This is a genomic window from Alkaliflexus imshenetskii DSM 15055, from assembly GCF_000517065.1.
GTDB lineage: Bacteria > Bacteroidota > Bacteroidia > Bacteroidales > Marinilabiliaceae > Alkaliflexus > Alkaliflexus imshenetskii.
In genome coordinates, this window is sequence record NZ_KI912105.1 from 259512 (window position 1) to 283318 (window position 23807).

Annotated in this window: 20 protein-coding genes and 1 tRNA gene; 11 read left to right on the forward strand and 10 right to left on the reverse strand. The window is 43.4% G+C overall.

Translation table 11 applies throughout. The features are described 5' to 3' along the window. The first annotated feature begins 406 nt into the window (after positions 1–406). Positions 407–1390 carry an IS4 family transposase gene (locus ALKIM_RS0101195; RefSeq protein ID WP_052345203.1) on the forward strand — a complete coding sequence of 328 codons (984 nt, stop codon included), beginning with the start codon at positions 407–409 and terminating at the stop codon, positions 1388–1390. Between the two features lie 81 nt (positions 1391–1471). On the opposite strand, the gene ALKIM_RS0101200 is transcribed toward ALKIM_RS0101195, so the two are convergent. Beyond that, positions 1472–1555, reverse strand: a tRNA-Leu gene (locus ALKIM_RS0101200). Between the two features lie 154 nt (positions 1556–1709). After that, on the reverse strand, positions 1710–3902 hold the full coding sequence (locus ALKIM_RS0101205) for a S9 family peptidase (RefSeq protein ID WP_026473073.1): 2193 nt from the start codon (positions 3900–3902) through the stop codon (positions 1710–1712). A 261-nt stretch (positions 3903–4163) separates the two neighbouring features. Here ALKIM_RS0101205 and thrS point away from each other — a divergent pair, with 261 nt between their 5' ends. The 4 genes from thrS to rplT all read left to right on the forward strand — a co-directional run bounded on the left by thrS (position 4164) and on the right by rplT (position 7520). Next, entirely contained in the window at positions 4164–6107 is a 1944-nt protein-coding gene (gene thrS, locus ALKIM_RS0101210) for a threonine--tRNA ligase (protein WP_026473074.1), read from the forward strand. A gap of 164 nt (positions 6108–6271) precedes the next feature. Next, the gene (gene infC / locus ALKIM_RS17175) at positions 6272–6835 is read left to right on the forward strand and encodes a translation initiation factor IF-3 (RefSeq protein WP_235714354.1); all 564 of its coding nucleotides are present in this window, start codon (positions 6272–6274) and stop codon (positions 6833–6835) included. A gap of 40 nt (positions 6836–6875) precedes the next feature. Further along, a complete protein-coding gene (rpmI, locus tag ALKIM_RS0101225; protein WP_449353781.1) occupies positions 6876–7064 on the forward strand; it encodes a 50S ribosomal protein L35 in 189 nt (62 codons plus the stop codon). A gap of 105 nt (positions 7065–7169) precedes the next feature. Beyond that, positions 7170–7520: a 50S ribosomal protein L20 gene (gene rplT, locus ALKIM_RS0101230; RefSeq protein WP_026473076.1), complete on the forward strand. Its 351-nt coding sequence runs from the start codon at positions 7170–7172 to the stop codon at positions 7518–7520. A gap of 73 nt (positions 7521–7593) precedes the next feature. On the opposite strand, the gene ALKIM_RS0101235 is transcribed toward rplT, so the two are convergent. The 7 genes from ALKIM_RS0101235 to ALKIM_RS0101265 all read right to left on the reverse strand — a co-directional run bounded on the left by ALKIM_RS0101235 (position 7594) and on the right by ALKIM_RS0101265 (position 15036). Then, a complete protein-coding gene (locus ALKIM_RS0101235) occupies positions 7594–8466 on the reverse strand; it encodes a DUF4249 domain-containing protein (RefSeq protein ID WP_026473077.1) in 873 nt (290 codons plus the stop codon). 5 nt (positions 8467–8471) lie between these two features. After that, entirely contained in the window at positions 8472–10823 is a 2352-nt protein-coding gene (locus ALKIM_RS0101240) for a TonB-dependent receptor (protein WP_026473078.1), read from the reverse strand. Positions 10824–11086: 263 nt separating this feature from the next. Continuing rightward, positions 11087–11932, reverse strand: coding sequence for a hypothetical protein (locus ALKIM_RS0101245; protein WP_157363693.1), 846 nt, complete (start codon positions 11930–11932; stop codon positions 11087–11089). Between the two features lie 219 nt (positions 11933–12151). Then, positions 12152–12664 (reverse strand): hypothetical protein, encoded by a 513-nt coding sequence (locus ALKIM_RS0101250; RefSeq protein ID WP_026473080.1) that lies wholly within the window; start codon positions 12662–12664, stop codon positions 12152–12154. 51 nt (positions 12665–12715) lie between these two features. Next, positions 12716–13822 carry a DUF4097 family beta strand repeat-containing protein gene (locus ALKIM_RS0101255; protein WP_026473081.1) on the reverse strand — a complete coding sequence of 369 codons (1107 nt, stop codon included), beginning with the start codon at positions 13820–13822 and terminating at the stop codon, positions 12716–12718. A 66-nt stretch (positions 13823–13888) separates the two neighbouring features. Next, positions 13889–14461 carry a hypothetical protein gene (locus ALKIM_RS0101260; protein WP_026473082.1) on the reverse strand — a complete coding sequence of 191 codons (573 nt, stop codon included), beginning with the start codon at positions 14459–14461 and terminating at the stop codon, positions 13889–13891. A gap of 11 nt (positions 14462–14472) precedes the next feature. Then, the gene (locus ALKIM_RS0101265) at positions 14473–15036 is read right to left on the reverse strand and encodes an RNA polymerase sigma factor (protein WP_218916647.1); all 564 of its coding nucleotides are present in this window, start codon (positions 15034–15036) and stop codon (positions 14473–14475) included. A gap of 305 nt (positions 15037–15341) precedes the next feature. Between ALKIM_RS0101265 and dapB the strand changes: the two genes are divergently transcribed. The 6 genes from dapB to nspC all read left to right on the forward strand — a co-directional run bounded on the left by dapB (position 15342) and on the right by nspC (position 21780). Then, positions 15342–16058 carry a 4-hydroxy-tetrahydrodipicolinate reductase gene (dapB, locus tag ALKIM_RS0101270; protein ID WP_026473084.1) on the forward strand — a complete coding sequence of 239 codons (717 nt, stop codon included), beginning with the start codon at positions 15342–15344 and terminating at the stop codon, positions 16056–16058. A 20-nt stretch (positions 16059–16078) separates the two neighbouring features. After that, the gene (locus tag ALKIM_RS0101275) at positions 16079–17512 is read left to right on the forward strand and encodes a S26 family signal peptidase (protein ID WP_026473085.1); all 1434 of its coding nucleotides are present in this window, start codon (positions 16079–16081) and stop codon (positions 17510–17512) included. Positions 17513–17634: 122 nt separating this feature from the next. After that, entirely contained in the window at positions 17635–18654 is a 1020-nt protein-coding gene (lepB, locus tag ALKIM_RS17180; protein ID WP_052345207.1) for a signal peptidase I, read from the forward strand. 13 nt (positions 18655–18667) lie between these two features. Beyond that, positions 18668–19639: an oxidoreductase family protein gene (locus ALKIM_RS0101285; protein ID WP_026473086.1), complete on the forward strand. Its 972-nt coding sequence runs from the start codon at positions 18668–18670 to the stop codon at positions 19637–19639. Between the two features lie 6 nt (positions 19640–19645). Further along, the gene (locus ALKIM_RS17185; RefSeq protein WP_044117670.1) at positions 19646–20560 is read left to right on the forward strand and encodes a 3'(2'),5'-bisphosphate nucleotidase CysQ family protein; all 915 of its coding nucleotides are present in this window, start codon (positions 19646–19648) and stop codon (positions 20558–20560) included. 77 nt (positions 20561–20637) lie between these two features. Beyond that, positions 20638–21780 carry a carboxynorspermidine decarboxylase gene (gene nspC, locus ALKIM_RS0101295; protein WP_026473087.1) on the forward strand — a complete coding sequence of 381 codons (1143 nt, stop codon included), beginning with the start codon at positions 20638–20640 and terminating at the stop codon, positions 21778–21780. Between the two features lie 13 nt (positions 21781–21793). On the opposite strand, the gene ALKIM_RS0101300 is transcribed toward nspC, so the two are convergent. Continuing rightward, positions 21794–23806 (reverse strand): DEAD/DEAH box helicase, encoded by a 2013-nt coding sequence (locus ALKIM_RS0101300; RefSeq protein WP_026473088.1) that lies wholly within the window; start codon positions 23804–23806, stop codon positions 21794–21796. Position 23807 lies beyond the last annotated feature (1 nt).

Genomic DNA, 23807 nt, shown 5'->3' on the forward strand with positions numbered 1-23807 from the left:
ATCGAAGTTATTATTCAAACCTGAATATTGGTTTAAGCACTTTAATTGTTGCTACTGTGATTTCGTTTAAATAGGATGCGACTCAATGGTTTAAAGCTTTCCACTTCTCACAGTCATGAAGAACCATTAATATGTCTTTAAATCGAGTATTAGGTGGCAGCTGTTCTATATAACTTTTCTTAGTACATGACAAAACAGTTAAATAATTGAAAATCAATTAAATAATAATCTAAAGCATTTGGATAAAACCTTGATATTCAGTATATTACAGCTGATTACCACATCTTTTGTACTATACGTGAACACCAAGGTTGATAACAAATATAGCGAATTAATCCAACTGTTTAAAGAAACGACCGGATGGCATAAAGCACGGGTAAAGTGCACGATTTCAATTGTTTGTGCAATGTGCAAGTTACAAACGGTTTCGTTCGTAAAGCTTGCGCAAGGATTTGAGGGACAGGCAACCTACGAATCGAGCCATCGACGGGTGCAACGATTTTTCGCCGAGTTTCTTATAGAGAGGCGTTTACTCGCCCGGCTGATATTTGCTCTTTTGCCCTCTAAACCGCCCTACCGCTTGAGCATGGACAGAACCAATTGGCAATTTGGGAGCTTGGATATCAACATATTGATGCTCAGTGTTTGTTATAAAGGCGTGGCCATTCCGCTGCTGTGGAAACTTCTTCCCAAACGTGGGAATTCAAATGCCACAGAGCGCCAAGAATTGTTTGACGACTACATCGAGCTATTTGGTTGTTCGTCCATCTCTGGTTTCATGGGCGATAGGGAATTTATTGGCGATGAATGGTTTGGGTATTTAATCCTTAATAAGGTGCCATTTTATATCAGGTTACGCGAAAACATGAAAGTCCGTGTGCCCGGCAAAGGCGAAAAAAAGGTCTTCTGGCTATTCAACCATCTACGGGTTGGCGTACACATGCATTACAGCGGGTTGGTCCATTTGGGCGGAAACCTTGTCTATTTGTCAGCTATCAAAACCATTGATAAAGCCACAGGTAAAATTGAATTTGTTATCATTGCATCGTTCAACAAACAGGACCAAGCACTGATTAACTATAAGGAAAGATGGCAGATAGAAACCATGTTCCGGGCCATGAAAACAAGTGGTTTCAACATAGAAGACACACATCTCAACAAGCTTGAGCGCTTATCTACCTTGATATCCGTTGTTTCCATTGCATTTATTTGGGCTTACCTCGCTGGTATAGACAAACATGAAAAAATTGTCACAATTAAAGTCAAAAAACACGGAAGAAGAGCCTTCAGTTTCTTCAAGTATGGGTTAATTCGGATTGCTCATGCATTGTCGAACACACTGGATATAAGCGAATTTAACAAATGTGTCAAAGTTTTGTCATGTACTTAGATAACTTTTATCAATATAGAATACAAAACAGGTAACAAAAAATACGCCTCCTAAACATCAAATGCTTAGGAGGCGTATTTGTGCCCAGAACAGGACTCGAACCTGCACATCCTTACGGACACTAGTCCCTGAAACTAGCGCGTCTACCAATTTCGCCATCTGGGCTGGCTGTATCTATCAATTTCAGCGGTGCAAATATAGGAACTTCCTTTTTTAACACAATACCATTGACCGAAAAAAACATCACTAAAGAAATAAAAAAACAGGGCTTTCCGCAACAAAGCAGAAAGCCCTTTGCATAATGCTTTCAGAATCAAGATTACTGTTTGAGGTTTCTCTCCAGATATTGAAACATCATTTGGTAAAGATGGTGACGTACGTTACCACCTGCTATGCTGTGGTTTCTGTTTGGATAGACAAACATATCAAACTGCTTACCCGATTGCACCAACCGGTCTGCATACTCCAACACATTTTGAAAGTGCACATTGTCATCTGCAGAGCCATGAATTAAGAACAGTCGTCCGTGAAGGTTTTCGGCCAAATTAAGCGGCGAAGTAGAGGCATAGCCTGATGGATTCTCACGCGGCATGCGCATGAACCGCTCGGTATACGCTGTATCGTAAAAACGCCAGTCGGTGACAGGAGCAACGGCAATACCTGTGCGAAAAACATCGCTTCTACTCATACTCAAAGAAGTGATGAATCCACCGAAACTCCAGCCCCATATTCCAATGCGTGTGGCATCCACATACGCTTGTTGGGCCAGAAATCGTGCCGCTTCAATCTGGTCATCACTTTCCATCCTACCCAGATGCATATAGGTTTGTTTGCGAAACATCTCACCTCTGGCTCCGGTGCCTCTCCCATCCACACAAACCACAAGATATCCCTGGGAGGCCAAATAATACTCCCAACCACTCTCCCATCTGTCGAGCACACGTTGGGAGTTTGGGCCACTATATTGGGTCATCAGCACCGGATATTGCTTGTTTGCCGAAAAACCAATCGGCTTAATCATCCAACCATTTAAATCAATGCCCTCACTGGTTTTAAATGAGAAAAACTCTTTTCGCGGCATATCATATCCGGCGATTTTACTTTTCAAATCAGCATTGCTCTCGATGGTTCGCAACTGACGTCCGGCGCGGTTATAAACCGTATAAACGGGCGGTGTTTGCATAGAACTATGCTCAACAATGTAAAATCCAAAATCGGTGCTGAACCATGCGCTATTGGTTCCATTCTCAGGCGTAAGGCGCGTTAGTCGTGTGCCATCCATCCTGATTGAGTAAACTTCACGACGTAGCGGTGATTCGGCGGCAGCCTGAAAAAAGAAGAGTCTGTTGCGCGCGTCAAATCCGAGATACTCTGTAACATCCCAGCTTCCGGTGGTTACTTGTCTGATTTGACGGCCATCTACACCAAAAAGATGAATGTGGTTAAACCCGTCGAGTTCACCAACATAGACAAAGTGGCGACCATCCTCCAGAAAAATAATATTGTCGAGCACATCCTCGCTCACATAGCGCTCATTGCGATCGGTGAAGATGAGTCGTGCTACACCCGATGAAGGATTTGCAAGAAACAGGTTTAATTGATTCTGACGGCGATTTAATGTAACAATGGCCACCTGGTCAGACTGAGTGGTCCACATAATGCGTGGCATATATTTATCATCCGTGCCGAGCTCCATCTCTTTTGTGGTGCGGTTTCTAAGATTAAATACATGCACACTCACTCTGGAATTGGTGGTACCGGCCTTGGGGTATTTATAGCGATACTCCCCCGGATAGAGTTCATATTCGTCGTTGGCGGGATTGGAGCCTCTATACACGGGGAAAGCAAACTCTCTCACCGCTGTTTCGTCAAAACGGATGAATGCCAACTCCTCGCTATTGGGCGACCATTCAAAAGCTCTGCTAAATCCAAACTCCTCTTCGTAAACCCAATCGGGCACGCCGTTGATAATCTCATTTACCTTACCATCAGATGTAATGGCAGCTTCGGTGCGAAAGCGAAGGTTTTTAATGTGTATGTTGTTGTTACGCACAAAAGCCACACTGTGGCCGTTAGGAGCAAAAGTAGCGGCTTGCTGCTTACCCCTTTCAGACAATGGCTCAATCTCCCTGCGTGCCACATCAATCACATAATAATCGGCTCTAAAGGAACGCCTGTATATATTTTCCCGATTGGCATAAACCAACACTTTGGTTTCGTCATCGCTAAACTCATAACCTTCGATAGACTGAATTGGTGTACTCTTTAGGTTTGGAATATCCACTACAACACCTGTCTGCTGTCCTGTAGCATAGGCATATTTCACTATTCTGGCGCCATTCTCTTCGAGTACGGTATAATGGGCGCCGTCTTTCATGGGGCGTAAACCATTCACCTGTTTTGGCCGAAATGTGCCACGCGTAACAAAATCCTCAAGTTCCAACTGCTTCTGCTGGGCAGCTATGCTTGTTAAAAGCATGATAGACAAAGCAAACAACATCAGTTTCTTCATAACAGAATAGCGTTTATTCTTATTAATTTAACAATTTCAGAAAAGATTACCACATTGATAACCAACCACAACAACGCTTAAGAAAAACAGAAACGACAAGTGATTAAGCATCAATTGAAAGTCATAAAATTAAACAATAATAGGTGAAAATGGATAGTACAACTACATAGAACCATCTTTTTCTGCACATCTCGTTCAAATTATTTATCTTTGCATGTTTTTGAAATCAAGCAAAAGAAACAACGAAATCCATACCAAAAAATGATTAAGATAACATTTCCCGACCAATCGGTACGTGAATTTCCCGAAGGTATTACAGGCTACGAAATAGCCGAAAGCATCAGCCCCAGACTGGCCAAAGAGGTGCTAAGCATTACAGTGAACGACCAGCTTTGGGATCTTACGCGTACCATCCAGACAGACGCTTCGGTTAAGCTTCACAAATGGGAAGATACGGAAGGGAAACATGCATTTTGGCATTCGTCGGCTCACTTGATGGCCGAGGCATTACAGGCATTATATCCTGGAACCAAATTCGGTATTGGACCAGCAATCGAAAATGGTTTCTATTACGATGTTGATCCGGGCAATGGCGTATCTATATCGGAAACAGAGCTGCCTAAGATTGAGAAAAAGATGCAGGAACTTGCCAGAGAAAAAAGCGAATACAAACGTCGTGAAGTGGCCAAGCAGGAAGCGCTTAAGTTTTTCAGTCACGACCCCTATAAAGTAGAGCTTATTACCGATTTGGAAGATGGCACTATCAGCTTCTATGAGCAAGGCGGTTTTACAGATTTATGTCGCGGACCACATCTACCAAGTACTGAGCCTATTAAAGCCGTAAAGATTTTAAGTGTAGCCGGTGCATACTGGCGTGGCGACGAAAAGCGCAAACAGCTTACCCGCATCTATGGCATTACTTTTCCGAAGCAAAAGATGCTTGATGAATATCTGGTGATGCTTGAAGAGGCACAAAAACGCGACCACCGCAAAATAGGCAAAGAGTTGGACTTATTCACCTTTAGCCAAAAAGTTGGTCAAGGCTTGCCTCTATGGATGCCCAAAGGCGCAAAACTACGTGAACGGCTGGAGACATTTCTAAAAAAAGTGCAGGTTAAATATGGCTATGAGCCAGTGATCACTCCTCATATTGGAAATAAGGAACTCTATGTGACATCCGGACACTATGCAAAATATGGTGCGGATTCATTTCAGCCCATCCATACACCCGCCGAAGGTGAGGAGTTTCTGCTTAAACCCATGAACTGCCCGCACCACTGCGAAATTTACAAGGCGCGTCCCCGCTCCTATCGCGATCTGCCAATAAGATTCGCCGAGTTTGGCACAGTATACAGATATGAGCAAAGCGGAGAGCTTCACGGACTTACCAGAGTAAGAGGGTTTACTCAGGATGATGCACACATTTTCTGTCGTCCAGATCAGCTGAAAGATGAGTTCAAAAAAGTAATCGACATCATCTTCTACATCTTTAAAGCACTTGACTTTAAGGATTATGTAGCTCAAATTTCACTGCGCGACCCTAAGAACACCGAAAAATACATTGGGTCGGAGGAGAACTGGGACAAAGCAGAAAGAGCCATCATTGAAGCATGTGCAGAGAAAGGCCTCAACACCGTTACAGAGATGGGTGAAGCAGCCTTTTACGGACCAAAACTAGATTTTATGATAAAAGATGCGCTTGGACGTAAGTGGCAGCTAGGTACCATACAGGTAGATTACAACCTGCCAGAGCGCTTCGAATTGGAGTATATTGGTCAGGACAACTCAGCACACCGCCCAATAATGATACACAGGGCTCCATTTGGAAGCATGGAGCGCTTTGTTGCGGTATTGATAGAGCACACAGCAGGAAAATTCCCACTATGGCTCACGCCCGAACAAGCGGTGATATTGCCCATCAGTGAAAAATATAACGATTACGCCAAAGAAGTTCAAAACTACTTGAACAAACTGGATGTACGCACAATATTGGACGACCGTAACGAAAAGATAGGTAAGAAAATTCGCGACAACGAGTTGAAGCGCATCCCCTATTTGCTTATAGTTGGTGAAAAAGAGGCCGAAGAAGGACTTGTAGCCGTGCGTAAGCAAGGTGAAGGCGATAAAGGCGCAATGAAAAAAGAGGATTTTGCAGCGTTCATCAATTCAGAAGTTAACAGTATGTTGGCTGAGATTGATGAATAAACAGCATATTAATGGCATAAGCAACTTTTCTTTTGCTCTTTTGACAAAAAAAGAAGCAGGAAGTATTAACTATATGCCATTGATTATTTATCTTTGCGGCCGTAAAGGAGCAATTTTATACCAGAGATAACCAAATCTTATTATTAACACAAAACAGGAGGACTTTGACAATAAGACCTAGAAAAAATCCGGGACAACAACCCGCTAAAGATGAGTTTAACTACCGGATTAACAATCAGATTCGAGTGCCACAAGTGCGCCTCGTTGGTGATAACGTTGAAAATCCGGGCGTATTTTCTACATCAGAAGCAATAAAACTAGCCGATCAGCTCGAACTCGACCTTGTGGAGATTTCGCCCAAGGCCGACCCACCTGTTTGCAGAATCATTGATTATCAAAAATTTTTGTATCAACAGAAGCGCAAACAGAAAGAGTTGAAAGCAAAAACCGTTCAGGTTGTTGTTAAAGAAATTCGTTTCGGACCAAACACCGACGAACATGACTATAACTTCAAGCTGAAACATGCTGAAAAGTTTCTTAGTGAAGGTGCGAAAGTTAAGGCTTACGTGTTCTTCAAAGGCCGGAGCATCTTATTTAAGGAGAAAGGTGAAATACTGCTTCTTAAGTTTGCCAATGATCTGGAAGAACTGGGTAAAGTTGAACAATTACCGAAGCTTGAAGGTAAACGGATGACGATGTTCATCTCGCCCAAGGCTAAGAAAAAATAGTTGCACATTAATCAACTAAATATATTGTACAATGCCAAAAATGAAGACGAATTCCAGTGCTAAGAAGCGTTTCACAATCACTGGAAGCGGTAAAATTAAGCGCAAGCATGCTTTTAAGAGTCACATTTTGACCAAAAAAGCAACCAAAAGAAAAAGAAATCTGACTTACTTCGGCACTGTTCACAAAGCTGACGAAAGCAATGTGAAGCACATGCTTGCAATGAAGTAGTTCACGAGCACTATTTTCTTTTATCAAATTATTTAACCTGAATGAATTAGCCGAAAAGATTCCTGTAAGAAGGGGAACGCTAACCATTCGAAAAACAGTAAAACAATGCCAAGATCAGTAAATGCTGTTGCTTCAAGAGCAAGAAGGAAAAAGATTTTAAAACTTACCAAAGGTTACTTTGGAAGAAGGAAAAATGTATGGACCGTTGCCAAGAACACCTGGGAAAAAGGTCAACAATTTGCTTACCGTGACCGTAAGCGCAAAAAAGGACATTTCAGAGCACTGTGGATTCAGCGTATCAATGCAGCTGCCCGTCTCGAAGGTATTTCCTATAGCAAATTAATCGGCCTGATGGCAAAACAGAATATCCAGATTAACCGCAAGGTTATGGCTGATTTAGCTGTAAACCATCCCGATGCCTTCAAAGCAGTTGTAAAGAAAGCGATGGGAGCATAGTTCATGCTATACATTATACAAAAAAGCGGTCCGGAGTTTCCGGACCGCTTTTTTTTTATAATACTCTATGCCACTAATCAAAATCTTCACGCGACTTGGTATTGTCCGTGTAAAGCCGATGGATGGAGCAAGCAGCAAATATACCCAATGCCCCGTTGCTAATGTTTCCAGGCACGTTGGCCGGAGGACCAGAAAAGATAGGACTCTTATATTCCGTCTCCTGATAGGCGCCATTTATAAAGTTGTAAAAGGGCTCATCTACCATCCAGCACTCCATCATAAGCCGGTCGCCGGGTTTCAGATCTACTTCCTCTTCGGCATTGAGACCAAAAAGCCATACCCCTTCGGCATAGTTGCCATCAAAATAGGTGTCATCGGCATAAGAGGTGAAACGATATTCCGTTGAATACCACCAATCATTTATCTTCAACCGAAACCAATAGTGGTTTTTCTCATTTTTGGGGTCACGTCCATACATAAGCACGCGCCACATCTTCCATATTTTTAAATAATCAACGGTGATAGAATCCATTTTTACTATTGGGTTCAGAAAACTTTCGGCTGTGTACACCTCATCCCTACCTTTGTTTCCAACTGCCACATTGGTAATGGCAAGTTTATAAAGATGATTTTGTTTTCCATAATAATCGTCGGGCGTGAAATAGTCGCCTGGCGATGTGTCAGATTCAGCCAGAATAATGGTCTCCACCCCATCGGAGAGGGAAACAACTGCACCCGACACACCAGCCATTGGTTTGTTATCGAAATATCCTCCGGAGGTTGTTAATCTGACACGGTGTGCCATGGTATCGGTAGTAATGAAACCATCTACCACCAATCTGGGATTATCACTCTTCAAATCCAGTGATATTTCCTCTTCGCAAGCAGTGAAGAGAAAACTGCCTGCAAGCAGTAACAACAAATATTTATATGCTTTAGATATCATGCCAATTAGAATTTAAAATTATAGGTTACAGCAGGAACAATAGAGAAAAGGTAGGTTTTCATTGCACGTGTGGCATACTGTTCATTCTCCTGCTTTTCAAAGTTGATTACCCAGGCATTCTTGCGTCCATAGGTATTATAGGTTGAAAACACCCACTCGCCTTGCCATTTACGCTCAGGTCGCTCGCGATTGCGCAGGGTGACTGACAAGTCCATTCGATGATAATCGGGCAGACGTTCGGCATTTCTTTGCGAATATATAGGGATAATGCTACCTCCGGATTCAAACCGACCTACAGGGAATGTGGCGGGTGAACCGGAAAAGTAGACCCAGTTTGCTGCAAATGAGACACGCTGGCTAAGATTGTGCATGATCACAATTGAACAGTCGTGCGGATGATCGTATGGTGAAAGGTACCAATTGTCGTTATTTATACCATCGGCCTGCCTTTTAGAACGGCTATAGGTATAACCCACCCAGCCATTCCAGCGTCCGTAGTTAAACCGCGTAAGAAACTCCAGTCCATAGGCGTATCCCCTACCGAAACGCAATTCTCCTTCGAGACGCTCGTTGAGCAACAATTCGGCATAGTCCTTAAAATCCACGGCATTGTCCATGTTCTTATAAAAAGCCTCAACACCCACATCGAAAGCCCCATCCAGAAAATGCCGAAAAAAACCTGCGGAAACCTGATCAGACAGCTGAGGTTTTACGTTTGGCGATGCTGAAAACCAGATATCCAAAGGCATGGTTCCGGTAGAATTGGACGCCATCTGCATGTACTGGTAGGTACGCGAATAGCTTGCTTTAAAGGAGGTTTTTTGATTGATAAGATAAGTAAACCCTGCACGAGGTTCAAAACCGTAATAGGTATTAAACACATCGCCTTTCTTGTAGGTGAGTGTATCCGTCACTTTATAGTCATCATCGAACCGGTAACTGGTTCCTTTGCCAACATTTTGAAAGAGGGAGAATCGCATGCCATATCTGAGACTTACTCTGGAACCTATTTTCTGCGTGTTCTCAGCATAAACGGCATGTTCATAAGATAAGTTTCTAGGCAGGCGCAACTCATTGTACATCGATGTGGAGCCGGTTCCCCTCACATGGCCGGGCATTATGTTGTGAAAGAGTGTTTGTGCACCAAATGTGATTGAGTGACTCGCATTTGGATAATAGTTAAAATCAGCTTTGAGGCCTGTATCCTCCATATTGGCAGCCCATCGAAAACCGTCGGTATGCTCTTCGTTGGTACCTAGCAGGTAATCGTAGTTACTGAAATTAAAGGAGACATTTGAAAACAACCTTGGCGAATAGACGTGATTCCAACGAACTGACAGTGTCTTATTTCCAAACTCCATGCGGCTATAAGTATTGTCGAACACATCCCTTCCGAAATATCCGCTTACAAAAATTCTGTCGTAATCGCTAAACGTATGATTCAGCTTCGCATTAAAATCATAGAAGTACAACTTATTGTCGCGCACGGCTTCATCGCTCGAAAAGGGCAGAAACAGATCGGCATAGGTACGTCTTCCGGAAGCCAGAAAAGTTGTCTTTTCAGAAAACACAGGCCCTTCAAGCGTCAAGCGTGAGGATATGGATCCTATGCCACCAGTGCCGGAGAATTTTCGCGAGTTGCCATCCTTCATTCTCACATCGAGCAGGGAAGCTAATCGTCCGCCGCTGCGGGCAGGAATATCACCTTTATAAAGATTTACCTCTTTGATTGCATCGTTGTTAAAAACAGAGAAGAAACCCATAAGGTGACCTGCGTTGTAAACGATGGCCTCATCGAGTAGAACAAGATTCTGATCAGGATTTCCGCCCCTCACGCTAAAGCCACTGGAGCCTTCACTGGCTGCCTGAACCCCGGGCATCAGCTGTATCACCTTGATGGGATCTACTTCACCCATAAAAGCAGGAATTTCTTTGATGGTGGCAGCATGAATCTTCTGCACACCCATAAGCGGGTCGTCAAGACGCGTTTGGGTATTATTTCCCACTATTCTTACTTCAGATATTTGAGAGGTAACAGGTTCGAGTTCAATATTCATACTCAAATCGGAGGTGACAGTTAATCGCTTTTCAACAGGCTCATAACCTAAAAAAGTAAACATCATAATCACCTCGCCACGATTCACTGCCAGACTATAAAAGCCATAAGGATTAGAAACCGCACCGCGATTTGTATCCCTGATGTGCAAAGTTGCACCTATGAGTGTTTCGCCCGTTCGGGCATCACGTATGTAACCACTCACAACGGGCAAGCGATCCATTGTGGGTAGTTCTCCGGCAAAAGTGAAGAAAGGCAGCCACAACAGGAATACCAACATGATTAAATAATCCACGCGCATAAATTTTAATTCTAATAAGGTAAAAAATAACAATAACAGGTTAATTCAGACATGGCATACCCCTTCCCGGATGGTTTAACCATTCCGGGTTATGATGTGCAATGTCAGTAAATGGTTCAGACTTGAAAAGGGTGAATAGAGACTATGGCTAAACATTAAGACATACTCACCACCCGGGAAGTTACAGGGAGAATAAAAATATTTGGGACTGGGCACAGGCCCCGGAAAACTGCAATCCGGCAACCTGTTTTACGGTTCAAAAATCAGAACTTGCCAAACTTCATTACGATGCCCACATTATATGAACGAAGAAGGCCAGATGGTGCTATTGACGTGCCGGCGAAAGTGTTCTCTTCGGTTCTCCGTGATTTGTATTTCAAATCGGCAGAGCTGGTATAGCGGTAAGAGCCGACGATTGAGAAACGCATCCATTTAATAAGATTCATCTCAAGTTCCACACCAGGTTCGACAATAAAAAAGGCATTGCTGTTTTCACTGTCGGTGCGGTAATCAAAGTTATCTTCAATATCTCCCCAATGCTTGATATAACTAAGCCCGCCAACACCTATTAACAATGGAAAAGAGACATGTACAGGACGATGTGGGGCTATGATGGGCTCAATATAAAAACCGCCATATCCACCCACAAACTCATAATCATGTTGTAGATTGGTATCATAAACAGGTCTGGAAATAAATGCTTTTCCACCAATACCCATACCCAATGAGTGGTTGAGAATAACCATTCCACGTCCGCCAAAAGAGACCGCATCGAGCTTATTTATTTGGGTGTATCCAACCTCAAAAGCACCATATCCACCAACAGACTGAGACTGCGTGGAGGAAAAGATGGTACGCATAGGCTCGCCCTCAGAACTTTGAGCATTAACCCCGAAGCTAAGGAACATGGCAAAAAAGACTACAGCTGCACTTCTACTTAAGAAAGTACGGATGTGATGCACTCTCAGAGAGGGGATTATGCCATATTCACCAAGGCGCTTATTTTCAATAGATTCTGGCGTAAGGTTACACGAATCATCATTTAATTCCATAACAAACAGTTTGTTTCTATGGAAAGCGTTGTTGACAATCATTCTAAAACTTTTCATCTGTTTATATTTTTGTTTTTTTATTTACCAGATGTAACTCGCCAAATAACCATGCTCCGTTGTGTGTGAAAGCGTTTAACATGGCTCGCTTCATAAGGCTATAATTTGTTTTACTTAACGAACATTTTGCCTTTCCAGGTGCGGAATAGGTGTCCTGATATATGGGAACAATTTGGAAACAATTAAATGCTTGTGATATTTAACATGCTACTCTTAGGGCTAAAACACATAGGCCAATCCAAATCCGGAAACAATATTGAGACGAAAATAGCCAGGACCAAAAAACTCCATCCGTGGATAAAAATCCACTGAAAAGGTAAAGGGGTGCTTTAAAAACCGATGTTCCAAACCGACGTAACCATCGATACCCGGTGACAGAAAGGATTTATTGTATTCCCTTGGCTTATCAAATGGCCTGAATGGATTGTAAATGGTATAATATCGGTACGAAGACAAATGACCACCATATCCATAAATAAAAAACCACTTGTCGGACCATGTTGGGAATGCAGGCGATTGATGTACCCGAAGCAGAGAAATGGTGTGACTGCTCTTATGCTCCTCCCAGGCCAGTTCGTAGCCTTTTTCGAATCCGGTAAGTCGTTTATAGGCAAATCCTAACCCCGGCCCCACTCTCAGTTTAAACGCGTGTTCATAATCCTGTGCCTGAACACTGTTTGCTGAAACAACAATTTGAGATACCAAAATGGCAATTATTATCAAGCTCCTCATCAGTAATCTGTTTTGTATTGGTAAAGACACAAAATCCAAACAGGAGTTGCATCAAAAATGATTTATTTTCAAATACGCATCAGAAATGTCTATTTGCAACTTATTATCAGGCATTTCTGCATTAAAAATATACTTTACAGGCCCATTGCCATCAGTGCCGGTACCCCTCGCTTTCACCAATGTGGCAGGGAGTGTAAGATTGCCGCGTAGCGATCTAATTAGCGCATTGTAGTTGGCGGGCGATGTCAGTTCAATATTCACATCACAAGTTTGGCTGATAATTATGCACCGTTCAAACTGGTTTGCCAAAACCAAACGTCGAAGTTCGCCAAATGTGAGCTTTAGCTCAACGGTTCGATTTACCTGACTCAACAACAGATTTGAGAAGTATGTTTCTCCATTGATGACATCAGCCTTGTTGATTTGTATGCGGTCGCGTCGTGAGTTTATTTCCAGATTTGACACCAACCCAATTTCAAGTTCAGAACTTCTGCTGTCGATACGCAAGGTTCCTGTTTCGCCACATCTGAAATTGACAAAATTCAGTGAGATGTCGGCTTCACGGATGTTTCTAAGTCTAACATCGCCAAAAGCCAGTGTAAGTTTATTTTTACCGGTAAGATCCCGCCCCTGAAGGTTTCCATTGGCCAAATCAATAGTGACATCACCCCGCAGGGTAGGCAACACAATGTCTCCATACTTATTTTCGATGTTCAACCGTACGTTGGCAGGCACATACACCACATAATCCACCCGTGTACGGGTATCAGAGGGCGAAAAATTAGCTACTTCCTTTATGTCACGTATCAGAGTTGAATGCCTGCTACCAAAAACGGTCTCTACACGCAGATGCCTGGGTGAATTGTCAAACTCCACGTTTACATTGTCGCGTATACGTTTCATCCGTTCCTGGTTTCGCTCGGTGATTTTACGTGTAACCTCCACGCGTACCGAGTCCTGCTCCCAGGCAACCACCACCACGGATCCATATTTATTGTTGATGCTTACCATTTGTGATGGCACAGCTTTGTATGAACGCGCGGTATGCCAGACATCTTCGTAAGATTGCGCATCAACCGTTGTGAGGCCAAACAAAAGAACTCCAAAAAGGATTGCTGTGAACCGGTTTATATAAACGTGTATACAAGATATCCTCATAACAGAACATTTATAATTAGCCTGGCAAGAAATGCCACATTGCCAATTTCGTTAAAACATGTCATATTAAATCGAATAATTAACTTCGTTGTTTTCATTGTTTTCATCTTCATACTGGCCTTCCAGAAACTCCATAATCTGTTCAAGAATCTGAAGTTTTAGGCGATAATTCATGATCATGGCTTCAACCACATCGGCATTGGCCACATCGTCGTTCAGGTCGTCCTTTAACTCCTGCAATACTGTGTCGAGTTCGGAAAAATCCATCTCAATCCCTTTACGTATGGCAGGATAATTCGCAGAAAGCTCATTCACTTTTTCCATACGTTTGTTAATCTGCACTTCATAATAAAATGCGGCATCCCGAAAATCCTTAGACGCATCAACCGCAGCCTCCGAATGGTAACTATCGAATTCGCCATTGGGCAGAAACAACCATTTACCAATAGAAAAAGAGATTAACATGAGCACCATGGCAGCTGCCATTCGTCTAAAAACAGGTCGTAAAATCAGCGGTTGCTTTTTGGTAGCTCCAGACTGTGCAGCAATACGTTGCCACACAGCATCGGATGGTGAACCAGAGTCGAAAGCTTCGCGATTTTCCCGGATAAAACGGTCTAATGAATTTCCCGTGTTCATACCTGTTGGTTTTAGTTGTTGTTTGGAACTAATAAATCCCCTGTTTTTAAAATCTCTATAATCTTATTTTTAGCCCGCATCAATTGTGTTTTGGATGTTGATGGTGAAATACTCAGGATAGATGCAATTTCGTCGTGATCATAACCTTCCATCATATATAACGAGAAAACCACACGATAACCATCCGGCAGAAGTGCCATGGCGTGGCGAATTCGTTCAACCGTCATCAAATCGTTACGCACATCGTCCGAATCCTCATCCGGCAGGTCGCACCCATCCGGAATTTCCCCATAAGCCAGTTGCACCTTTTTTCGTCTCAGCTCATTTATACATTTATTGATGGCTATACGCTTGAGCCATGCACCAAATGTGGACTCGAACCGAAAGGTTCCCAGCCGTCGAAATGCTTCTATAAAGGTTTCCTGTAACATGTCTTCAGCATCGGCCGTGTTGTTCATTATTCTGCAACAGATGTTGTACATGGATTTACTGTACAAACTGTACAACTTCTCCATGGCCTTTCCATTTCCGGCAAGGGCCTGTGCAACTACATCTTTATGTATTTCTAAATCCAACGTCGGCAAGGGTTATTCTGTTAATTACATGCTAAAGACACACCAAAAAAAGGATGGTTGCATCGGGAGTGAAAAATGAGATGATTTTTTTGAAGATTTCTTCAAAAAACGCTCTAAAGATATAAAGAGTGAGAGACTAAATGCAAACCATACAGGAGATTAAATAAACACGGGCTTATTTTTGAGTAACTTAATTAAATTCTCTGTTCGTGGCAGCTTTATATCTCTTTTTATATCTTTGTTGAGATATTGAAGAAATCAGCACAATAATAGCTAAGATAGTTACCGAATAAAACCAGAAACCAATGAAGATAGCCTTGATAGGATATGGGAAAATGGGAAAAGAGATTGAAAAAATTGCTTTGTCGCGCGGTCATGAAATAGTGGCGCGCGTTGACCCATTTTCAGGAGAAGACTTTACTGCACCGGAATTGAAATCAGCCGAAGTGGCCATTGAGTTTACCAGACCTGAAGCAGCTCTGAATAATTACCGTGAGTGTTTCAAGCTTAACATACCAGTTGTTTCGGGTACCACAGGGTGGCTCGCCCACATGGAAGAGATAAAGGAATGGTGCGAAAGAAAAGGGCAGACATTCTTCTATGCATCCAACTTTAGTATAGGGGTGAACATCTTTTTTGAGCTTAACCGCCACCTTGCCAAACTGATGAATCCGCAAGATGCCTACGAGGTGAAGATTACAGAAGTTCACCACACACAAAAACTGGATGCGCCCAGTGGCACTGCCATCACCCTGGCCGATGACATCATTGAAAACCTCGACCGCAAAACCAAATGGGAGCTCGACAAACAATCGGATGGTGCCGCTCTGGAGATAGATGCCATTCGCGAAGGAGAGGTGCCAGGCATCCACACCATAAAATATGAGTCCGAAGCCGATGAAATCATCATTCATCACAGCGCGAAAAACCGTCACGGATTTGCATTGGGAGCCGTTCTGGCTGCTGAGTTCACAGCAGGGAAAAAGGGGTATCTCACCATGAAAGACATGCTTAAATTTTAACCGTCTGCTATAAATAAACTATGGAAAACGTATCACTGGCCAGAAAAATAAGGTTTGCCATTGCCGCATTGGTATATCTGCTCACCGTTATTTGGATTGGCAACTACTGGCTATTAATTGGTCTGCCCATAATTTTCGACATATACATAACCAAAAAGGTGCCCTGGGATTTTTGGAAACGCACCAAAGAAGGTGAAAAACCTGCGGCCTGGATAGAGTGGATTGATGCGCTGGTTTTTGCACTTGTGGCAGTTTACATCATCAATATTTTTCTTTTTCAAAACTATAAAATACCCACCTCGTCGCTTGAAAAAACGATGCTGGTAGGTGACCACCTGTTTGTAAGCAAGGTGAGCTACGGCCCAAGAATGCCGATGACGCCCATCGCCTTCCCATTGGTGCAAAACACCTTTCCCATTGTAAATTCCAAATCGTACACGGAGTGGCCTAAATGGGATTACAAAAGGTTAAAAGGCTTTGGAAATGTGAAACGCAATGACATTGTGGTATTCAATTTTCCAACAGGTGATACAGTGGCATTTTATCGCACCAACCCCGACTACTACATCACCATCAGGGAGCTGGGCTTAAATCAGGTAGGCCAAAACCCGGCGTTATTACAAGGTCGAAACTTTGGTTCAGAATATGAATTTCGCATGTTTGTGAACGATTTGGGCAGAAAAATAGTTCACAATAACCCCCAGGAATTTGGCGATGTGCTTTACCGGCCAGTTGACAGGCGCGACAATTACGTAAAACGCTGTGTGGGACTGCCGGGTGACCTCTTCGAAATTCGCAGTAACCAGATTTACATCAATGGTGAGCCTGCCGAAAATCCTGAAAACATCCAGCACAATTACCATGTAATTACCGATGGTACTTTGTTAAACCAACGCTTTTTTGAGAGACTGGGTGTGTCGGATGACGATAAGCGCGAAGGCGGAATTGGGCCACACTACCTGCTGCCGCTTACTCCAGCCATGGCCGAAAGTGTGAAATCCAACAACGTGGTTCAAACGCTCGAAATGGATGAACACAGACCCGATGCTTCGGGCATGCAGGTATTCCCGTACAGCCGCAGCTTCCCTTGGAGCAGAGACAATTACGGACCACTTCACATCCCGCAAAAAGGAACCACGGTAACGCTTACACCTGAAAACCTTTTACTCTACGAGCGCATCATCACCGCATACGAAGGAAACACGCTTGACCTTAAAAACGATGTAATTTACATCAACAATGAGCCCACAACCAGTTATACATTCCAGATGGATTACTATTTTATGCTTGGTGACAACCGACATAAATCAGCAGATTCACGATACTGGGGTTTTGTGCCGGAGGATCATATCGTTGGTCGTCCAATTCTGGTTTGGCTATCACTGAATAAAGACAAGAAGTTTCCGGCAACCATCCGATGGAACCGATTCTTCAAACTTGTTACAAAGGATTAGTCGAAGCGTAAAGACAATTCTCAAATACGCAAAGAGGCAGTATTCCGTACGTTGGTGGTAAAATACTAAACACGTGTTCTGCCTCTTTTTGCTTGTTTGGCAATGACAAAAACAGAGATACAATGAAACGAAGAGTTTTGCATATTTTAATTTGGGCTGGCCTGGGTATTCTGATTTCAGATCTTTTCTATCGATATTGTTTTGAGATACTGGCAGTACCAACTTCATCCATGCAAGACACCATTGAAGCGGGCGATTATGTGTGGGTAAACAAGATGATACCCGGACCGCGCTTCAGCACCAACAAGCCCGACAAATACCGCAGACTGCGCATTTCACGACCGCTAAGCTACAGCGATGTTGTCGTTTTTAACTTTCCCGAGGCCGACACCATCATCGACTCCCGCCCAGGTGAGAGCTACTACCTTTTGCGCCGAAAACACCCAAACCTCGACAGTCTGCTCATGAACGCAGGTTGGGGCAAACTACTAACACTTGATGTTAAAAACCGCCCGCGGATGGTAAAACGAATTGTGGGTTTACCGGGCGATACGATAGAAATACGCAATGGACTTCTGCATATAAACGGACTCTTTAGTCTGGAAGATGCCGCAGTCATCAATACCTTACAATGGACAGGCCAACCCAATGAGCTTAACGACATTTTGAAGCAGGCCGCACTATCAGCAGCACCATTCACAAACAACGATAAGCTATATGTGCAGCTATCTGACGAAGATCTCTTGAAACTGGGTGACCATGCAAACGACCTTCAAAGGGAATCCTTATCGGTCGGCATCCCCGACCCCTTTGTTTTTCCTTTTCAGAGAAGCTGGGGATGGAATGCCGACAACTTAGGCCCTATTTACCTGCCACGCAAAGATGACACAATTGATCTCAACCCGCGTAATTTTGCTATATACAAGCGGATGATTTGTGTATTTGAGAATGTAAATCTGCAACAAAAAGGCGAGTCTTACTTTATTGATGATATACCGGTAAGCAGCTACACATTTAAGTTGAGCTACTATTGGACACATGGAGATAACCGACCCCGATCATTCGATAGCCGCTACTGGGGGCCGGTACCCGAAAATCATATTGTTGGCGTTATCGTACGCAAAAAACATGGCCGTAGCTGAAAATAAATATTCAATGAACAGAATTTCTGAATCAAAAATATTACAACTAACCCGGGCTGATAACTTTTCAGGAATAGAAACCATACAATCGCTTTGGAGCGGATATGGATATATAAAACGATACAGACTTGTAAATGGCGTTGCCGAGTCCGTGATAGTCAAACACATACACATTCCAAAATCGGGAATCTCAAACTCAGACCTCTCGCACAATCGAAAGCTCAAATCCTATCAGGTCGAAGTAAACTGGTACAAAACATGGAATGCCCAATGCGACGAAAATTGCCGCACTCCATACTGTTATGGTGTTGAAATAAAGGATGACGAGATACTTATTGTGCTCGAAGACTTGAACCAGTGCGGCTTTAATATCAGAAAAAACCAGGTTGACACAACGGAGTTACATAGTTGCTTAAAATGGCTGGCCAATTTTCACGCCACATTCATGAACAAGAAGCCGGACAATCTATGGATGACAGGCACTTACTGGCATTTGGATACGCGCCCGGATGAACTCAACGTACTCACCGATGTACCACTAAAAAATGCGGCATCAGAAATAGACAACATCCTGTCGGCGGCAAAACATCAAACACTGGTACATGGCGATGCCAAACTGGCCAACTTCTGCTTTGCGAATGACAAACAAGTGGCTGCTGTCGATTTTCAATATGTTGGGAATGGATGCGGAATGAAGGATGTGGCCTATTTTATTGGAAGTTGTATGGATGAGGAATCATGTGAAAGAAATGAACAACCATTGCTCAATTTTTACTTTGATGAATTACGGATGGCTATGAAAAGGCTTCAGCCACATATCCAAATTGAAAGCCTGGAAGCAGAATGGAGAAGACTCTTTCCGGTGGCATGGACTGATTTTCACCGATTCTACAAAGGATGGAGCCCGGCAAAATGGGATAAAAACAGCTACAGCGAAAAAGTTTCGCGATTGGTCATCAACAACATCAACGAAGGATTATACTAGCCAACCATGTATTTTGATAAAGAAAACCTATATCTACTCACACAATGTGCCATAGCAGCAGCCTGCAAGGCGGGCATGCATATTTCAAGACAAGTGGATAGAAAATTGAACGTGCTCACCAAACAAGGCGGTGACACATTGGCCTCACAAGTAGTGACTGAGGTAGACACCGAAAGCGAACAGATTGTGATAAATACTTTGTCGGATTCGATGAAAATTTACGACATTGGCATGCTTACCGAAGAGCGTCCCGACGATGGCAGCAGATTAGCCAAGACTGCTTTCTGGTGCATCGACCCGTTGGATGGCACGCTGCCATTTATACACAAAACCCATGGCTATTCTGTGAGTATTGCTTTGGTGGCACAAGATGGCACACCGCTCATTGGAGTCATTTACGATCCGGTAAAACACATCCTTTATTATGCCACCAGAGGAATGGGAGCCTTTCGCAACCAGGATAGGTTTGAGTTTGCAAAACCGGAGACAAATGAAAACCACCTCTATCTTTTTGCTGACCGGGGGTACAAAGAGTTACCCGATTATGAAAACATCATCGCCAAAATAAAAAGAGAAATATCAGATTCGCAGTATAACCAAATTGAGGTGAATGCCATTGCCGGCGGAGCCATCAACACCTGTATGGTACTTGAACATGCACCTTCGTGCTATTATAAGTTTCCCAAAAGAGGAAATGGAGGAGGCAGTTTGTGGGATTATGCCGCAGCAGCCTGTTTATTTAATGAAGCAGGTGGCATTGCCACAGACATTTACGGCCACATACTTGAATTAAACCGTGTGGAGTCAACCTATCTGAATCATAAAGGCGTTCTTTTTGCAAGTGATGAAAAAACGGCAGCAATGATAAGATGCGTATATCAACAGCGAGTGGCTGAAACTGGCGACAACTCCTTGTGTTGAGTCAGGAAAAGCCAAAACCAATTCAGAAAAACCACACAATGTCCTATCTTTGCAGCGTAATTGAAAAACAGAAAACAATGTCAATCCAAATCCAACAAGTCCCCTCTCCCTGCTATGTGCTTGACGAACAACTTCTTCGCAACAATCTGGCGCTCATTAAATCAGTAAAAGAGCGTGCCGGCGTTGATATAATTCTGGCCTTCAAGGCTTTTTCAATGTGGAGTGCATTTCCCATTGTTAGGGAATACATCCCATACTCCACAGCGAGTAGCATTCACGAAGCGCGGTTGGCATTTGAGGAGATGGGCAGTTTGGCGCACACCTACTCACCTGCATATACCGAGAAAGAGTTTTCAACAATACTAAAATATAGCAGTCACGTCACCTTTAACTCATTTACGCAGTTCGAGCGCTTTTTACCTATGGTAAAGAGTTTTGAGCGCAAAGTATCGCTCGGCATTAGAATAAACCCTGAGTTCAGCGAAGTAGAAACCGACCTCTACAACCCATGCGCTCCCGGTTCACGAATGGGCGTAATTGCAGATCAAATGCCCGACGAATTGCCTAAAGAGATTGAAGGCATTCATTTTCACACACTTTGCGAGTCAAACTCCTACAACTTGGAGAAAACGCTCGAAGCCATCGAACAAAAGTTTGCCAAATACCTGAAACAGGTAAAATGGTTAAACATGGGCGGCGGTCATCTTATGACGCGCAAAGGATATGACATTGACCATCTGGTAAATCTTCTCATTAAATTTAAAGAGAAGTGGAATTTGGAGTTGATACTGGAACCCGGAAGTGCATTTGCCTGGGAAACAGGCGTTTTAGTTTCAAGTGTGGTAGATATTGTTGAGAATCACGGCATAAAAACAGCCATTCTGGATGCCTCATTCACAGCACACATGCCCGATTGTCTTGAAATGCCCTACAAGCCAAGAGTTAGAGGTGCGCATCAGGAACCCGTAGCAGGAAAGCCAACCTATCGACTTGGAGGTAACAGTTGCCTGTCGGGCGATTTTATGGGCTTCTGGTCGTGGGACGAACCATTAAAAGTTGGCGATAAAATTGTGTTTGAAGATATGATTCATTACACAATAGTAAAAACAACCATGTTTAATGGCGTGCCGCATCCGGCGTTGGCCATCTGGAACGACCAGAAAGGCTTGAACATTGTGCGTGAATATGGATATGAAGATTATAAAGGGAGAATGAGTTGATTACATCTAAACCCTAATAATCATCCTCATTGTTTTCGAGGCTGCGGGCGATATTCTTGTACTCAATTGATTTGGCGTCTTCGCCCATTTTTGCGCATACCTTACTCAGTATTTTATATACTTCGGGGTTCGACTTTTTAATGTTCATGGCTTCGAGTAAGTCCTGATAGGCGCCATTAAGATTGCCAAGCTGTAAACGTATTTTTCCGCGCAACAGCAACGCCTTAAAATTTCTTTGCTTGATGCGCAGGATGGCAGAACAATCAGCTTCAGCCCCTTGTGCATCGCCGGTGGTCTTAAGCAGCGATGCCCTGCGCAATAATGCATCCACAAAAAGCGGATTTAATTTAAGCGCCTTGTTCAGGTTTGCTATGGCCGAACGGGTATCCTTAAATTTCACCTCGCATTCATTGGCCATCAGATAATACTCCCGGGAGAACTCATCCACATTGCTGCGGTTGGCCTCAAGTAGCCCCTCCAGTTCAATGATTCTGTTTTTATAATGACTTACAAACTGCATCTCCTGAACCAGAAATCTTTGCAGCTCAGGTTTCATGAGATCGTTTCGATAGTCAACCGCCTGCGCAAAATGGTTTACAGCCTCCTTCCAGTTTTGGTTTCGGAATGCGCGCAATGCTAGAGCATAGGCATCATCGGCCTTTGCTTTGCGCAACTCCTCCTCAATTAGCTGCTTGTTGTTGGCAGAGCGTGCAAAAATCTCAACCTCCGCATTTACAATGATATCACCTGGCACCACTGGTGTTTTGAGAACCATTCCCTCCAAAGAGCGACAACGGCTGAGTGCTACGTAGAGCTGACCTGAGGCAAATGCACCACCACTAAAATCAATTACCACCTTATCAAAAGTTAGTCCCTGACTCTTGTGAACCGTCACTGCCCATGCCAGACGCAAGGGATATTGCGTAAAAAAACCTATCTCTTCAGCAATGATGCGGTTGTTACTCTCATCAAATTTATAGCGCAAATTCTCCCATTTTTCGCGGGTTACGAGATGCACCTCATCGTTTTCGAGACGCACATAAATACCCTCCTCACCTATCTCTTCAACCATGCCGAGGCTACCATTGTACCAACGCCTCTCGATGTCATTTTTCACAAACATCACCTGAGCATTTTCCTTAAGGATAAGCCTTTTAAGTGTTGGCAGGCTCGATTCAGGAAACTCTCCGCTTATCACACCATCAAAAGCATGCTCGCTGCCTTCTAATCCGTTAAGCTTTTGCTCATTGATGTAATCAACAGTATCGCGACGCGTGGCAAGTGTGATAAAAAACTCATCATCAGGCACTTTGAAATCGAGAAAAAGCCTTTTATTGATTGTCTGAAACTCAACAGAGCCAGCACGTTTCACCCTTATCTTATCAAGCACATCAACAAAAACAGGATCGCTTTGCCGGTACACTTTTTTAAGTTCAATTTGCACCAGAGGAATACGATGAAAAACCTGCGCCGAGAAGAAATAGGGTGTTTTGTAAAATCGGCTAAGAATCTGCCATTCGTCGCGTTTCACAACCGGTTCAAGCTGAAAAGCATCGCCAACAAGTAACATCTGCTTGCCACCAAAGGGCGCTGTTTTGTTGCCACAAAAAACCCTTAAAACCTGATCGATAAAGTCGAGAATATCGCCACGCACCATCGATATTTCATCAATGATGATTAGCTCTACCTCTCGCAGGAGTTGAATCTTTGCTTTATTGTATTTGAGAAAATCATATATTCGGCGATCTTTTGCAGACAAGTCGGGGTCGTTGGGCAATATGGGTCGGAAAGGCACCTTAAAAAACGAATGAATGGTAACACCACCGGCATTAATGGCCGCAATGCCGGTAGGAGCCAGCACAATGTGCTTTTTATGTGTATTATCGCACACATACCTGAGAAACGTTGACTTACCCGTACCGGCACGGCCGGTAAGATATACCGAAGAGTTGGTATATTGAATTAACCGGAGTGCGTCCTGAAACTCAGGATTATCAGTATCGATAAAATCGGGAAGCTCATTCATA

Excerpts from the sequence above, each read along its gene's own strand:
- ALKIM_RS0101195 (WP_052345203.1), top strand. The coding sequence starts at position 407 with ATGTGCAAGTTACAAACGGTTTCGTTCGTAAAGCTTGCGCAAGGATTT.
- ALKIM_RS0101205 (WP_026473073.1), bottom strand. The coding sequence starts at position 3,902 with ATGAAGAAACTGATGTTGTTTGCTTTGTCTATCATGCTTTTAACAAGC.
- thrS (WP_026473074.1), top strand. The coding sequence starts at position 4,164 with ATGATTAAGATAACATTTCCCGACCAATCGGTACGTGAATTTCCCGAA.
- rpmI (WP_449353781.1), top strand. The coding sequence starts at position 6,876 with ATGAAGACGAATTCCAGTGCTAAGAAGCGTTTCACAATCACTGGAAGC.
- rplT (WP_026473076.1), top strand. The coding sequence starts at position 7,170 with ATGCCAAGATCAGTAAATGCTGTTGCTTCAAGAGCAAGAAGGAAAAAG.
- ALKIM_RS0101235 (WP_026473077.1), bottom strand. The coding sequence starts at position 8,466 with ATGATATCTAAAGCATATAAATATTTGTTGTTACTGCTTGCAGGCAGT.
- ALKIM_RS0101240 (WP_026473078.1), bottom strand. The coding sequence starts at position 10,823 with ATGCGCGTGGATTATTTAATCATGTTGGTATTCCTGTTGTGGCTGCCT.
- ALKIM_RS0101245 (WP_157363693.1), bottom strand. The coding sequence starts at position 11,932 with ATGAAAAGTTTTAGAATGATTGTCAACAACGCTTTCCATAGAAACAAA.
- ALKIM_RS0101250 (WP_026473080.1), bottom strand. The coding sequence starts at position 12,664 with ATGAGGAGCTTGATAATAATTGCCATTTTGGTATCTCAAATTGTTGTT.
- ALKIM_RS0101255 (WP_026473081.1), bottom strand. The coding sequence starts at position 13,822 with ATGAGGATATCTTGTATACACGTTTATATAAACCGGTTCACAGCAATC.
- ALKIM_RS0101260 (WP_026473082.1), bottom strand. The coding sequence starts at position 14,461 with ATGAACACGGGAAATTCATTAGACCGTTTTATCCGGGAAAATCGCGAA.
- dapB (WP_026473084.1), top strand. The coding sequence starts at position 15,342 with ATGAAGATAGCCTTGATAGGATATGGGAAAATGGGAAAAGAGATTGAA.
- ALKIM_RS0101275 (WP_026473085.1), top strand. The coding sequence starts at position 16,079 with ATGGAAAACGTATCACTGGCCAGAAAAATAAGGTTTGCCATTGCCGCA.
- lepB (WP_052345207.1), top strand. The coding sequence starts at position 17,635 with ATGAAACGAAGAGTTTTGCATATTTTAATTTGGGCTGGCCTGGGTATT.
- ALKIM_RS0101285 (WP_026473086.1), top strand. The coding sequence starts at position 18,668 with ATGAACAGAATTTCTGAATCAAAAATATTACAACTAACCCGGGCTGAT.
- ALKIM_RS17185 (WP_044117670.1), top strand. The coding sequence starts at position 19,646 with ATGTATTTTGATAAAGAAAACCTATATCTACTCACACAATGTGCCATA.
- nspC (WP_026473087.1), top strand. The coding sequence starts at position 20,638 with ATGTCAATCCAAATCCAACAAGTCCCCTCTCCCTGCTATGTGCTTGAC.
- ALKIM_RS0101300 (WP_026473088.1), bottom strand. The coding sequence starts at position 23,806 with ATGAATGAGCTTCCCGATTTTATCGATACTGATAATCCTGAGTTTCAG.